The organism is Rhizobium sp. R339 (genome assembly GCF_002211395.1).
Taxonomy (GTDB): Bacteria; Pseudomonadota; Alphaproteobacteria; order Rhizobiales; family Rhizobiaceae; genus Rhizobium.
Genome location: NZ_LOKV01000023.1, coordinates 371184 through 384592 on the forward strand (window position 1 = coordinate 371184; position 13409 = coordinate 384592).

At 62.6% G+C, this 13409-nt stretch carries 15 protein-coding genes; 9 read left to right on the forward strand and 6 right to left on the reverse strand.

From position 1 onward, the window contains the following. Positions 1 to 47 precede the first annotated feature (47 nt). Positions 48 to 1271, reverse strand: coding sequence for a DNA recombination protein RmuC (locus tag ATY76_RS21090; RefSeq protein WP_088676653.1), 1224 nt, complete (start codon positions 1269 to 1271; stop codon positions 48 to 50). Between the two features lie 201 nt (positions 1272 to 1472). Here ATY76_RS21090 and ATY76_RS21095 point away from each other — a divergent pair, with 201 nt between their 5' ends. The 6 genes from ATY76_RS21095 to truA all read left to right on the forward strand — a co-directional run bounded on the left by ATY76_RS21095 (position 1473) and on the right by truA (position 6077). Continuing rightward, positions 1473 to 2969 (forward strand): globin-coupled sensor protein, encoded by a 1497-nt coding sequence (locus tag ATY76_RS21095; protein ID WP_088676654.1) that lies wholly within the window; start codon positions 1473 to 1475, stop codon positions 2967 to 2969. 97 nt (positions 2970 to 3066) lie between these two features. Then, on the forward strand, positions 3067 to 3582 hold the full coding sequence (gene def / locus ATY76_RS21100) for a peptide deformylase (protein ID WP_088676964.1): 516 nt from the start codon (positions 3067 to 3069) through the stop codon (positions 3580 to 3582). A gap of 62 nt (positions 3583 to 3644) precedes the next feature. Next, entirely contained in the window at positions 3645 to 3905 is a 261-nt protein-coding gene (locus tag ATY76_RS21105) for a plasmid stabilization protein (RefSeq protein WP_088676655.1), read from the forward strand. After that, positions 3902 to 4321, forward strand: coding sequence for a type II toxin-antitoxin system VapC family toxin (locus ATY76_RS21110; protein WP_088676656.1), 420 nt, complete (start codon positions 3902 to 3904; stop codon positions 4319 to 4321). Before ATY76_RS21105 ends, ATY76_RS21110 begins: the two co-directional genes overlap by 4 nt. Positions 4322 to 4341: 20 nt before the next feature. Next, entirely contained in the window at positions 4342 to 5277 is a 936-nt protein-coding gene (gene fmt, locus ATY76_RS21115; RefSeq protein WP_088676657.1) for a methionyl-tRNA formyltransferase, read from the forward strand. Further along, entirely contained in the window at positions 5277 to 6077 is an 801-nt protein-coding gene (truA, locus tag ATY76_RS21120; protein WP_088676658.1) for a tRNA pseudouridine(38-40) synthase TruA, read from the forward strand. Before fmt ends, truA begins: the two co-directional genes overlap by 1 nt. Positions 6078 to 6093: 16 nt before the next feature. Here the strand turns inward: truA and ATY76_RS21125 are convergent, their stop codons facing one another. From ATY76_RS21125 to dapD, 3 genes are all read right to left on the reverse strand, one after another. After that, complete coding sequence (locus tag ATY76_RS21125) at positions 6094 to 6690, reverse strand: hypothetical protein (RefSeq protein ID WP_088676659.1); 597 nt, start codon at positions 6688 to 6690, stop codon at positions 6094 to 6096. After that, positions 6677 to 7870, reverse strand: a complete 1194-nt coding sequence (gene dapE / locus ATY76_RS21130) for a succinyl-diaminopimelate desuccinylase (protein ID WP_088676660.1) — start codon at positions 7868 to 7870, stop codon at positions 6677 to 6679. Before dapE ends, ATY76_RS21125 begins: the two co-directional genes overlap by 14 nt. Positions 7871 to 7972: 102 nt before the next feature. Continuing rightward, complete coding sequence (dapD, locus tag ATY76_RS21135) at positions 7973 to 8833, reverse strand: 2,3,4,5-tetrahydropyridine-2,6-dicarboxylate N-succinyltransferase (protein WP_088676661.1); 861 nt, start codon at positions 8831 to 8833, stop codon at positions 7973 to 7975. A 193-nt stretch (positions 8834 to 9026) separates the two neighbouring features. Between dapD and ATY76_RS21140 the strand changes: the two genes are divergently transcribed. Further along, positions 9027 to 9893 (forward strand): LOG family protein, encoded by an 867-nt coding sequence (locus tag ATY76_RS21140; protein WP_088676662.1) that lies wholly within the window; start codon positions 9027 to 9029, stop codon positions 9891 to 9893. 89 nt (positions 9894 to 9982) lie between these two features. On the opposite strand, the gene ATY76_RS21145 is transcribed toward ATY76_RS21140, so the two are convergent. Continuing rightward, positions 9983 to 10609 carry an EF-hand domain-containing protein gene (locus ATY76_RS21145; RefSeq protein ID WP_088676663.1) on the reverse strand — a complete coding sequence of 209 codons (627 nt, stop codon included), beginning with the start codon at positions 10607 to 10609 and terminating at the stop codon, positions 9983 to 9985. 110 nt (positions 10610 to 10719) lie between these two features. Further along, positions 10720 to 11436, reverse strand: a complete 717-nt coding sequence (locus ATY76_RS21150; protein WP_088676965.1) for a pyrimidine 5'-nucleotidase — start codon at positions 11434 to 11436, stop codon at positions 10720 to 10722. A gap of 102 nt (positions 11437 to 11538) precedes the next feature. On the opposite strand from ATY76_RS21150, the gene ATY76_RS21155 reads away from it, so the two are divergent. After that, entirely contained in the window at positions 11539 to 12612 is a 1074-nt protein-coding gene (locus ATY76_RS21155) for a trifunctional transcriptional activator/DNA repair protein Ada/methylated-DNA--[protein]-cysteine S-methyltransferase (RefSeq protein ID WP_088676664.1), read from the forward strand. Continuing rightward, positions 12609 to 13379: an isocitrate lyase/phosphoenolpyruvate mutase family protein gene (locus tag ATY76_RS21160; RefSeq protein WP_088676665.1), complete on the forward strand. Its 771-nt coding sequence runs from the start codon at positions 12609 to 12611 to the stop codon at positions 13377 to 13379. Before ATY76_RS21155 ends, ATY76_RS21160 begins: the two co-directional genes overlap by 4 nt. Positions 13380 to 13409 lie beyond the last annotated feature (30 nt).

Sequence of the window (13409 nt, forward strand, 5' to 3'; positions counted from 1 at the left end):
CATGTTCCAACTCTTTTAAAATGTGGAGCAGACACTGCCCGAAGCGGTCACTCCTCGTCAACCACCCGGAGTTTCAGAAGGCCGGTGCGGCTTTCCACCGATTTGGCCGCAGGCTCGTTGTCGCGAGCAGGCTTGCCGTCCCCGCCGGCTTCGAATTCCAGCGCTTCGATCTTGGCGCCGCGCTTGGTCAGCTTGTCGGCTGACGTGACCACCATGTCGATATCTTTCTGAGCCATGGCGAAATGACCCTGCAGCTTGCGCACCCGCTCGTCGAGGCGGCCGAGATCGTCCATGAGGAGCGCCACTTCGCCCTGGATCAGGTGCGCCTGCGCCCGCATACGCTGGTCCTTGAGCACGGCCTGGATCACCTGGATCGACAGCATCAGCAGCGACGGCGAGACGATGACGATGCGCGAACGATGCGCCTTCTGCACCACCGGCTCGAAATTCTCGTGGATCTCGGCGAAGATTGATTCGGACGGCACGAAGAGAAAGGCCGTATCCTGGGTTTCCCCCTGGATGAGGTATTTCTCGGAAATGTCCCGGATATGGACGTCCATGTCGCGGCGAAACTGCTGGCTTGCGATCTTGCCGGCCTCGGGGCTGCCGGCATCGCGGATCGCATTCCAGGCTTCCAGCGGAAATTTCGCATCGATCACCAGTGCCGGCGCGTCGTTCGGCATGCGGATCGTGCAGTCCGGCCGCGAACCGTTCGAAAGCGTCGGCTGGAAGGTGTAGGCGCCCATCGGCAGGCCGTCGGCGATGATCGTTTCCATGCGCGACTGGCCGAAGGCGCCGCGCGTCTGCTTGTTGGAAAGAATGGCCTGCAGCCCGACGACATCCTTCGCGAGCGTCTGGATATTGTTCTGCGCGGCATCGATGACCGCCAGCCGCTCCTGCAGCCGCTGCAGATTCTCATGCGTCGATTTCGTCTGCTCAGTGATCGTCGAGCTCATGCGCTGCGACATGCCGTCGAGACGCTGGTTGATTGCCTGGTTGAGCTCGCTCTGCCGCGCGCCGAAGACCTCGGTCATGGCCGTGATGCGGCCCTGCATCTCCGCCTGGATCTTCAGAAGCTCGGCCATGCGCGCCTCGCTTTCGGCGGCGCGAAAGCTCGCCTCTTCCGCCTGCTCGCGGCGAAGGCCGGCGCTGCGCAGAAGAAGGACGATCGCCAGCAGGATCAGGGCAGCGAAAGCCCCGCCGGCAAGCGCCAACATGGCCGGGCTGATCGAGCCAAGGGAAAGAGTGAGCGATTCGGAATGACTGGTCATGCTGGAACCATAACAGAAGAAATGGCGAGATACAGATCAAAACGTGAACGAAATCGATGGTCCCCAACATCTTCGCAAGCTGTCGGTCTTCTTCGCTCGCGAGAAGAAATCGCGGGCTAATTTAACCATTGCTCAACTATATTCGCCAAAACCTGTGGCGCAGAACCCTCCCGCGCATTCGCGCCAAGTACAGAGATCCCCATGACGTCCCAGCAGACTGACAGTGCCCTCAGGCAGCGCCTCGATTTCATCGAACTGGACGACGCCGCACGCAAATCGATGCGGGATCTGCGCCCTGTCATCGCCGAATTGATTGGCGGCGCGCTCGACAAATTTTACGCCAAGATCGCCAAGACCTCCGCTGTCGCGAGTTTCTTTTCCGACAAGTCCCATATGGGCCATGCCAAGAAGCGCCAGCAGGATCATTGGACGAATCTCGCCGGCGGTGCCTTCGATGAGACCTATGTCGCCGGCGTGACCGCCGTCGGCCGCACGCATGCCCGCATCGGGCTGGAGCCGCGCTGGTACATCGGCGGTTACGCCATCCTCATGTCCGAATTGGTCAAGGGCATCATGGAGAAGCAATGGCCGTCGATCTTCGCGCGCCAGCAAGGCAAGCTGCTGGCCGAGAAGCTTTCGGCCGTTATCAAGGCCGGCATGCTCGACATGGATTATTCCATCTCCGTTTACCTCGAGACGCTCGAAGCCAAGCGCCGCGCATTGGAAGAAGAGCGCGCCAAGGCCGAGGCCGACCAGGCAATGGCGCTGGAGCAGCTGCGCCGCGGTCTGGAGGCGCTGTCGAATGGTGACCTCGACGCCACGCTGCCGGCCGACCTTCCCGGCAACTTCAAGCAGATGGCCGCGGACTACAACCGTGCCGTCAGCGCCCTTCGCCAGTCCTTCGGGTCAGTGCGCGAAACCTCCGGCCATATCATGAGCGGTGCCGACGTCATTTCCAACGCGACCAACGATCTGGCGCTGCGCACCGCTCAGCAGGCAGCGGGCGTCGAGGAAAGTTCGGCGGCCCTGCAGCAGCTTTCCGTCAGTGTCGGCCAGACGGCCGCCAATGCCGAGAAGGCGTCGGACGCCGTGCGCGAAACGCAGCAGAAGGCGAAGAACTCCGGCGAACTCGTCACCAGCGCCGTCTCGGCGATGGCCGGCATCGAGAAATCCTCGACCGAAATCTCCAAGATCATCGGCGTTATCGACGAGATTGCCTTCCAGACCAATCTGCTGGCGCTGAATGCCGGTGTCGAGGCAGCCCGCGCCGGCGATGCCGGCAAGGGCTTCGCCGTCGTCGCCCAGGAAGTCCGCCAGCTCGCCCAGCGCACGGCGGAAGCCGCGAAGGAGATCAAGCACCTGATCTCGCAGAGCTCGACGCAGGTCAACGAAGGCGTCGACATCGTTTCCAGCACCGGCGAGGCGCTGAACGACATGATCAGCCGCATCGACATCATCAACCGTTTCGTCGCCGATATTGCCGCCACCGCGCGCGATCAGGCGACCGGCGTCAACGAAGTCAGCGTGGCGATCCGCAGCATGGGCGAGATCACCCAGCAGAATTCCGGCATGGTCGAGCATACCTCGGCGGAAACCCGCCGTCTCAAGGATGAGGTGGAGAGCCTGATCGCGCTGCTGCGGCGCTTCCGTGCTCAGCCCGAAGGCCGTTCCGCCGTCGCTGCCCGCCGGGCGGCATGACGCGAATATGGCAAAATTCGGGGCGGGGAGGCAAAAAAGCGCGCTCCCCCGCCACCGGATAATTCCATAGTCGGAAAAGATGGGTTATGGGAACGCCATGACCATTAAGCCACTCATCATTCTTCCCGATCCTCTCCTCCGCCAGATATCCAAGCCGATCGAGCGGGTGGATCGCGACCTGCAGCGTCTTGCCGACGACATGCTGGAAACCATGTACGATGCGCCCGGCATCGGCCTTGCGGCCATCCAGATCGGCGTGCCGCGCCGCATGCTCGTGATCGACGTTGCGCGCGAGGGCGAGGAAAAGCAGCCGCAGGTCTTCATCAATCCCGAAATCGTCACATCCTCCGACGAGCGGTCCGTCTATGAGGAGGGATGCCTGTCGATCCCGGATTATTATGCCGAAGTCGAGCGTCCGGCGATCGTTTCGGTGAAATTTCTCGACCGGAACGGCCAGGAGCAGACGGTAGAAGCTGACGGCCTGCTGGCCACCTGCCTGCAGCACGAGATCGACCACCTGAATGGCGTACTCTTCATCGACCATATCTCGCGGCTGAAGCGGGAGATGGTGATCAAGAAATTCACCAAAGCGGCGAAATCCAAGCCACTCTGACGAGCGTTGAAAATGCGCCGGCGAGGCATTATGATATCACCGATATCATAATGGAGGTGCCCATGGGTGACCTGCTTATTCGAGATGTTCCGGAAGTGATGAAGCGGCAGCTTCAGGAAAGCGCGCAGCGCAATGGCCGCAGCCTTTCGGAGGAAGCGATCGAAATCATCCGCCGTCAGATTGCGGTGGAGCGCTCTGGTGCTTCCGCCGGGCAGCGCCTGCGCTCCCTCATCGGCGAGGAAAGATTGAGCGAGGACGAAGTCAAAGCTATCGCCGCGGCCCGCCACGAACGCGATCGCGAGCCGCCGCGTTTCGACAGATGATCGTGCTTGATACGAATGTGATTTCCGAATTGCAGGGAAGGACGCACAGCGAGCGGATCTTGAACTGGCTGGATGCTTACGACGTCGAGACGCTATTCCTGACGACGATCTCGGTAGGGGAAATGCGCTATGGCCTTGAACTCCTTGATGACGGAAGGCGAAAGACGGCCTTGATCTCCGACTTCAACCGGATCGAGTCTGAATTTTCCGGCCGTTTGCTCGGGTTTTCCCTGAGTGCGGCGAATCGCTACGGCCTGCTGGCTGCTGCGCGCAGAAAGGCAGGATGGCCGATGGAAACAAAGGACGCCATGATCGCTGCCATCTGCCTTTCGAACGGCGCAACGCTCGCCACCCGCAACACCAGAGATTTCGAGGGGGTTGATCTCAAGCTCGTAAACCCGTTTGAAGACGGCTGATCCTCAATTGGCGAGATAGAATGTCCCTTCGCATCATCTTCATGGGAACCCCGGAGTTCTCGGTCCCAACCCTGCGCCTGCTCGTCGATGCCGGGCATAAGATCGTTGCTGTCTATACGCAGCCGCCGCGGCCGGGCGGTCGGCGCGGGCTCGATCTGCAGAAATCGCCGGTGCACCAGGCGGCCGAGCTGCTCGGTCTTCCCGTCTTCACGCCGGTCAATTTCAAAGATCCGGAGGAGCGCGAGAGGTTTGCCGCCTTCAATGCCGATGTCAGCGTCGTCGTTGCCTACGGATTGCTGCTGCCGGAGGCGATTTTGAACGGCACGCGGGACGGATGCTATAACGGCCATGCCTCGCTGCTGCCGCGCTGGCGGGGTGCGGCTCCGATCCAGCGGGCGATCATGGCGGGCGACGAAAAGACCGGCATGATGGTGATGAAGATGAACAAGGGCCTCGATACCGGCGCCGTCGCGCTGACCCGCGAAGTCGAGATCGGCCCGAACACGACGGCGGGCGAGCTGCACGACCGGCTGATGCAGGTCGGCGCCAAGGCGATGGCGGAAGCCATGGTGAAGCTGGAGATGAACGACCTGCCGCTGACGCCGCAGCCGGCAGAGGGCGTGCTTTACGCCGCCAAGATCGACAAGGCCGAGACCCGCATCGATTTTGCCAGAGATGCGGGGGATGTGCACAATCATATCCGTGGCCTCGCGCCGTTCCCCGGCGCATGGTTCGAACTTGAGATCGGCGGCAAGCCGGAACGGGTGAAGGTGCTGGGTTCGAAACTGGCAGCGGGAGAAGGCGCGGCCGGAGAGCTGCTGACGGATGACCTCGTGATTGCCTGCGCCTCGGGCGCGGTGCGGCTGACACGGCTGCAAAAGGCGGGCGGCAGGCCGCTCGCCGCAGCCGATTTTCTCAGGGGCACGCCGCTGGCGGCAGGCACGAGGCTCACCTGATGCCGCGCTACCGCATGACCGTCGAATATGACGGCGGCCCCTATGTCGGCTGGCAGCGGCAAGAGAACGGTCCCTCGGTGCAGGGCGCGATCGAGGCCGCCGTGCTGTCGCTGACCGGTGAAACCGTCTCGATCCGCGGCGCCGGCCGCACCGACTCCGGCGTCCACGCCATGGGCCAGGTGATCCATGCCGATCTTTTAAAAGAATGGTCGCCCTACAAGCTGCAGAACGCTCTGAACGCGCATCTGCGGCTCGCCGGCGAGCGTGTCTCCATTGTCGACGTCGAGGCGGCTCCTGACTTTTTCGATGCCCGCTTCTCGGCGCTGAGACGCCACTACCTCTACCGCATCGTCAGCCGCCGCGCGCCGCTGGCGCTGGAGGCCGGAAGGGCCTGGTGGGTGCCGAAGGCGCTTGACCACGAGGTCATGCATGCCGCCGCCCAGAGGCTGGTCGGCAGGCACGATTTTTCCACCTTCCGTTCCGCCCATTGCCAGGCGAACAGCCCGGTGCGCACGCTCGACCGGCTTGATGTGACGCGGAGCGGCGAATTGATCGAGATCCGCGCCACCGCTCAGAGCTTCCTCCACAACCAGATCCGGTCCTTCGCCGGCACGCTGAAGCTTGCCGGCGAGGGCAAATGGACACCAGACGACGTGCAGGCGGCGCTCGAGGCGCAGGATCGCAAGGCCTGCGGCCCGGTGGCGCCGCCGGAAGGGCTCTATTTCATGCAGGTGGACTATCCCGAGGTGATCACCAACCGGCGAAGGCCGAGCGACGAAACCGACGACGATCTGTCTTAAAGCTCTGCCGCTCCAGTCAGATCGGATAGATGCCGAGGAAGCGCTGGAGATATTCCGAAAGGATCATCGGCGGCACGAGCAGCACCAGCGTCAGCGCGCCGACCATCAGCGCATGGCCGTAGCAGATCATCCGCAAAATGCGCGCCAGCACGAAGACCTGCGCCAGCATGCAGGCGAGCAGCAGCAGCGAGACGAAGCCGACGGTTCCGGGCAGGAAGAAGACCAGCGCCAGCAGCAGCCCGTTGATGTAGGAAAGCGGCACGCCGAGCCAGTTGACGCTGACGACGAGGGGCGCGAAGCGTTCGCCCATGCGGAAGGCTAGCAGCAGCAGCCCGGCAAAGACCAGCGGCACGAACCAGTTGGCGACCTCGACGAGGCTAAGCCTGACATAGAAGGCGAAGTCGACATCGGCTTCCGGCGGCATCGCCCGCAGGAAGGCCTGTCGCCACCAGAGCCAGGAAATGCCCATCGGCGGCAGGCACCAGGCCATCGCCCAGAACGAACGATTGACGCCGCGCTCCGACATGTCGAGGAAGCGGAAGCCGCGCGGATCCAGCCGGATCAGCAGCCAGAGGCCGGCCAGATAATATTGAACTTCCTTAAGACCCGGCATTGGCGAACCAGCGGGCGATGAAGGTCTCGTAGATCGCCGTCAGCATCTCCAGATCGGAAACGGCGACGCGCTCGTCGACCATGTGCATCGTCTGGCCGACGAGGCCGAACTCAACGACCGGGCAGTAATCCTTGATGAAGCGCGCATCTGAGGTGCCGCCGGTGGTCGAAAGCGCCGGCGACCGGCCAACGACACTTTCGACGGCGGATGACAGCGAGGCGATCAGGGCATTGTTGCGCGTGAGGAAGACATGGCTCGGCCGGTCGGCCCAGACGATGTCGTATTTCACCGGCTCCCGGCCCGGTCGCAAGCCGCCGTCGCGGGCGGCGGCGTCGAGGCGCCGCAGGATTTCAGCCCTGAGCGTCTCGGCCGTCCAGCTATCGTTGAAGCGGATGTTGAAGCTTGCCGATGCCTTGGCCGGAATGACATTGGTCGCGGGATTGCCGACGTCGATGGTGGTCACTTCGAGGTTCGACGGCTGGAAGTTGTCGGTGCCGCCGTCGAAGGGCGGGTCCATCAGCGCCTCGGTCAGCTGCAGAATGCCGCGCACCGGATTGTCGGCGAGATGCGGATAGGCCGCATGGCCCTGCACGCCATGAACCCTGATCTTGCCCGACAGCGAGCCGCGTCGGCCGATCTTGATCATGTCGCCGAGCCTGTCCGGATTGGTCGGCTCGCCGACGAGGCAGGCATCCCAGCGTTCGCCGCGATCGGCCGCCCATTGCAGCAGCTTGATCGTGCCGTTGATCGCCGGGCCTTCTTCGTCGCCGGTGATGAGGAAGGAGACCGAGCCCTTCGGCGGACCGTTCTTCTCGATATGGCGAGCGACGGCGGCGACGAAGCAGGCGATGCCGCCCTTCATGTCGACGGCGCCACGGCCGAAAAGCTCGCCTTTGGCAATCTCGGCGGCGAAGGGCGGATGCGTCCAGGAGGCCTCGTCGCCGACGGGCACGACATCGGTGTGGCCGGCGAACATTAGGTGCGGACCGTCGTTCCCGAGCCGGGCATAGAGGTTCTCGATATCGGGTGTGCCCTCTTCGCTCGCCTTCACCCTGTCGATCTTGAAGCCGAGCGGCGCAAGCATCGCCTCCAGCGCCGTCAGCGCGCCGCCTTCGGCGGGCGTCACGGACGGGCAGCGAATCAGTGTCTGGAGATTTGCGACGGGATCGGTAGCGGTCATGGCGGTCGAACTATCCAGCGGGAATGGCAAAGACATGGCAAGGCGGGACCGCCTCGCGCAAAAAGACGCCCGCCTGTTTACCGGATCAATTTCCCGATGTCATCAATCGCGAAGCAGCTCGTTGATGCCGGTCTTCGAGCGGGTCTTTTCATCGACGCGCTTGACGATCACGGCGCAGTAGAGATGCGGCGCCGGCTGGCCGTTCGCCATCGTCGCATTGCCCGACGGCATCGAGCCAGCAACGACGACGGAATAGGGCGGCACTTCGCCATACATCACTTCGCCGGTGGCGCGGTCGACGATTTTGGTCGACTTGCCGATATAGACGCCCATGCCGAGCACCGAGCCTTCGCGGATGATGCAGCCCTCGACCACTTCGGAGCGGGCGCCGATAAAGCAATTGTCCTCGATGATCGTCGGGCCGGCCTGCATCGGTTCCAGCACGCCGCCGATGCCGACGCCGCCGGAGAGATGCACATGCTTGCCGATCTGTGCGCAAGAGCCGACCGTCGCCCAGGTATCGACCATCGTGCCTTCACCGACATAGGCGCCGAGATTGACGAAGGACGGCATCAGGACCGCATTCGCAGCGATATAGGCCGAGCGGCGCACGACGCAGTTCGGCACGGCGCGGAACCCCGCGGCGCGGAACTGGTTCTCGCCCCAGTGCTCGAACTTCGAGGGAACCTTGTCCCACCAGGTGGAATTGCCAGAGCCGCCTTTGACCACTTCCATGTCGTTGAGGCGGAAGGACAGGAGCACCGCTTTCTTCAGCCACTGATTGACCGCCCAGGCGCCGTCGGCGCCGCGTGTCGCCACGCGCGCCTTGCCTTCGTCGAGCAGATTGAGCGCTGCTTCGACCGCGTCGCGGACCTCGCCCTTCGTCGACGTGTTCACATTGTCGCGATTGTCGAAGGCGGCTTCGATGGTCTTTTCGAGGGATGCGAGGTCGGTGGCGCTCATGGGAATTCCTTAAACTTCGATCTTTATCGTGGAGACGGCGCAGTCTCCGGAATTGCGGTTGGCGGGATTGTGTCCTGCTCTACAGCATGCGCCCGTAGAATGGAATGATTTTTCGGGCAGGATCAATCTGGATTCAAGGCGTTATAGCGACATATCCGGCACTAAGGCCGGCAGGACTGAAAGGCATTTCGATATGGCGAAGGGACGAAACGGCGGTTCTAGGCGCAAGGATGGCGTATGGGACCCGCTGAAGAGCAGCTCGACCGACAGGCAGCGCGCCGAGGCCGTGCCGAAGACGCCGCAGACGATGTCGCCTGCCTATCGCCTTGCCTATGTCGATGAGGATTTCCTCTGCCGCGAGGAGCTGCGGCCGATCCGCCTGCAGCTGGAACTCCTGAAGACGGAGATGATGCTGACCGAACGCGGCATCCGCTCGACCGTCGTCATGTTCGGCGGCGCCCGCATTCCCGCTCCCGGGCAGAGCGCCTGGGCGGCGCGCAACGATGTCCAGCGCGCCAATCTGGAGGCGGCATCCGTCTATTATGACGAGGCGCGCAAATTCGCCCGGCTCTGCTCGAAATATTCGGCGACCTTCGACTTCCATGAATATGTCATCGTCACCGGCGGCGGCCCCGGCGTGATGGAGGCAGGCAATCGCGGCGCGACCGACGAGGGCGCGCCTTCCATCGGCCTCAACATCGTGCTGCCGCACGAACAGGCGCCCAACGCCTATGTGACGCCGGAGCTCAGCTTCAACTTCCACTATTTCGCCATTCGCAAGATGCATTTCATGGTGCGCGCCAAGGCGATCGCCGTCTTTCCCGGCGGTTTCGGAACGCTCGACGAGTTCTTCGAATGCCTGACGCTGATCCAGACCGGGCGCATGGAGCGCCTGCCGCTGATCCTGTTCGGTGAGGCGTTCTGGAAGAGCATCATCAACTTCGACGCATTGGCCGAATTCGGCACGATCGCGCCGGACGACGTCAAACTGATCAGCTTCGTCGAGACGGCCGAAGCCGCGTGGAAGATCGTGCAGGATTTCTACGAACGCCGCGAATAAGGGCTTAGCGCCGCATTCCGATTGAAGAAGCCCGAGAATCTCTTTCCCCGCCAGCGCGAGGAAAGAGCGAGGCAGTGGCTCGTCTCGCCTTACAGGAACGGCCGGTCCGGCATGTCGTCGATCGAGATGACGCCGTCCTTGTTGCGGTCCATCCGGACGAACAGCTTGTCGATGGCGGCTTCGGCCTCCTGCTTGGAGATCTGGCCGTTCTCGTCGGTATCGATCCGGTGCATCATGATCGAGGCGTTCATGATGTTGCCGCCATGGCGCATCCAGCGATGGCCGTCACGGCCTTCGTGAGCCTCGCGCGGCGGCCGGCCCTGATCGTTGTTCTCCGCCGTCTTGCCGGCGGCATTCGCGTCGCTGTTTTCGTCGGCATTCTGCTTGCGCTGGTCGCGCATCGCCTGCATCTGCGTCTGCCGGTATTGCCGGATTTCGCCCGGTGTCAGCGATCCGTCATTGTTGGTGTCGATCGCGACGAAGATCTTGTCGATACCTTCCTTCGCCTCGTCCTTGGTGACCTGTCCGTCCTTATTCACGTCGAACTGCTTGAGCATGCGCACATAGGTGATTTCGCGGAAGGCACCGAAGTCCGGACGGCCCTTGCCGGCGTGCTGACGCGGGCCGTCGCCGGGCGCAGCAAAGCTTGCTCCGGCTGCAGCGCCGAAAACGAGGACGGAGGAAAGCGCTGCCAGTATCAGCTTGTTGCGGTACATCGTATTTCCCTTTCGTAAGGTGTCCCCTCACGAAAGAAGCTATGGCAACGAGGCGGGAAGACCCAGTTAAACATCGGTAAGCCGGGTGAAACTTTCGTAACGTGATGCCGTCAGCGGCCGGATCCGGTCACCTTGCCGAGGAAAGCGGCGAGGTCGTCGGTGACGAAATCAATGTGATCTTCCTCGCCGCTGGTTTTCTCCCACCATTCGACGACGGTTTCCTCCAGATTGCGCGGCACGAGCAGCACGGTCTGCATGCCGAGCGCCTTGGGCACAGTCAGGTTGCGCGGCAGATCTTCGAACATGGCCGCCTTGTTCGTCTCGACGCGCTTCAGGACCGCAAATTTGTCGTAGGTCGCCTGCGCCGGCTTCGGCACGTAGTCGGCGGCGACGATATCGAATATGTCGTCGAAATGCTCGAGAATGCCGAGCGCGCCGGCCGTCATCTCGGCATGTTTGACGCTGCCGTTGGTGAAGATGAACTTGCGCCCCGGCAGCGCCTTGATCGCCTCGCCGAGTTCCGGCTGCGGCGTCAGCGCCGAATAGTCGATCGCATGCGCCTTTTCGAGAAAATCATTCGGGTCGATGCCGTGATGGATCATCAAGCCCTGCAGGGTCGTGCCATGGTCGAGATAATACTGCTTCTGCAGCTTTCGCGCTTCGTCCCGCTCCATCTGCAAGAGCGCTGCGACATAGGCCGTCATGTTCTTGTCGATCTGCGCGAAGAGATTGACATGATGGGGATAGAGCGTGTTGTCGAGGTCGAACACCCAGTCGGTGACGTGTTCGAAATCGGCTTTTTCAGGCGTGCGGTCGATCTTTGTCATGGGCGTCTTATTGCACAGGCGCGACCGCAGGGAAATCGACAAGAAAAAATAGACGCCCGATTTTCGGCGGACGCGGCAGGCGCGAGGTGCTAGAAAGTCGGCATGCTCTTCGAACGCCCCGACGACGATACGCTCTATGACGCCCTGATCGCGCGCCGCGCCGATTATGAGGGCCAGGCCTATGTCTGCGTCAAGACGACAGGCATCTTCTGCCGTCTGACCTGCCCGGCGCGCAAGCCGAAGCGGGAAAACACCATCTTCTTCGATACGATCGCCGCCTGCATGCATTCCGGCTTTCGCCCGTGCCGGCGCTGCAGGCCGCTGGAGCAGCCTGGCAGGGAGCCTGTTGTCGATGATCTGCTGGCGCGGCTGGACAACGAGCCCGAGGTTCGCTGGACCGAGGACGAACTCGTGCGCCGGGGGCTTGATCCCTCGACGGTGCGCCGGGCCTTCAAGCGGGCGCTCGGCATGACCTTTCACGACATTGTCCGCTATATCAGGCTTGGAGAGGCGGCCCGGCAGCTCGCCGACGGGGCGCGGGTGATCGATGCGCAGATCGAGGCCGGATACGAATCCCCGAGCGGCTTCCGCACGGCGTTTCAGCGGCTCGTCGGCAAAGCGCCGGTGCTCTCGCAGAACCGCGAACTGCTCTTTGCCGATTGGTTCGACACGCCGCTCGGACCGATGATTGCGGTCGCCGACCAGACATATCTGCATCTTCTCGAGTTTCACGATCGCAAGGCACTGCCGACCGAACTCCAGGCACTGCAGAAGCGTGTCCGTTCTTCGGTCGCGATCGGCCGGACGCCTGTCATCGACCAGATCAAAGCGGAGATTCGCGATTATTTCGAAGGCAGGCTTACCGTCTTCAAAACGCCGCTGGCGCTTGGCGGCACGCCGTTCGAAAAGCATGTCTGGGCAAAGCTCGTGGATATCCCGGTCGGTCAGACGCGCGCCTATGGCGATCTCGCAAGGGAGATGGAGCGGCCGGAGGTCGTGCGTGCCGTCGGTCGCGCCAACGGCGCCAATCAGCTCGCCATCATCGTGCCCTGCCATCGCATTCTCGGGGCGGATGGTTCGCTGACCGGCTATGGCGGAGGGCTCTGGCGCAAGCAGTGGCTGCTGCGGCATGAAGAGAAGGTCAGAGCACAGGCAAAGATGGAGGAGACGGCATGAACCAGACTGACAAAGCCAAGGCATTCCACGCGTTGCATCAGAAGGGCGATCCGGTCGTCCTATATAATATCTGGGACGCTGGCACGGCGAACGCCGTTGCCGATGCCGGGGCCAAGGCGCTTGCAACGGGAAGCTGGTCGGTCGCGGCAGCGCAAGGTTATGCCGACGGCGAAAAGCTGCCGATGCCGGCGCTGGTCGAGACGGTGAAATCCATCACCAATGTTATAGACCTGCCGCTTTCGGTCGATTTTGAAGGTGCGTATTCCCCGGAGCCCGCTGGTGCTGCCGCCAATGCCGCCAAGCTGGTGGAGGTTGGTGCTGTCGGCATCAATTTCGAGGATCGGGTCGTCGGCGGCAGCGGCCTCCATCCGGCCGAGCGGCAGGCGGCCCGTATCCGCGCCATTCGCGAGATGACGGACGGGAAAGGCATTCCCTTCTTCATCAATGCCCGCACAGACCTCTTCCTCGCCGAGAGCGATCTTTCCAAGCATGCGAGCCTGGTGGACGAGGCGATAGAGCGGGGCAGGGCCTATGCGGCCGCCGGCGGCAGCGGCTTCTTCGTTCCGGGCCTGATCGACGCTGCATTGATCGAAAGGATCTGCGCGGCATCGTCGCTGCCGGTCAATATCATGATGAGGGCCGGCGCCCCCGATGTGAAAGCGTTGGCAAAGCTCGGCGTCGGCCGCGTCAGCTATGGCCCGGGGCCTTATCGCTCGATGATGGAAAAGCTGAAGCAGGAAGCGGCGGCGGTCTATAGCCAGCTTTGAGGCCGATATAACTCGGCATGAAGGTGCGCC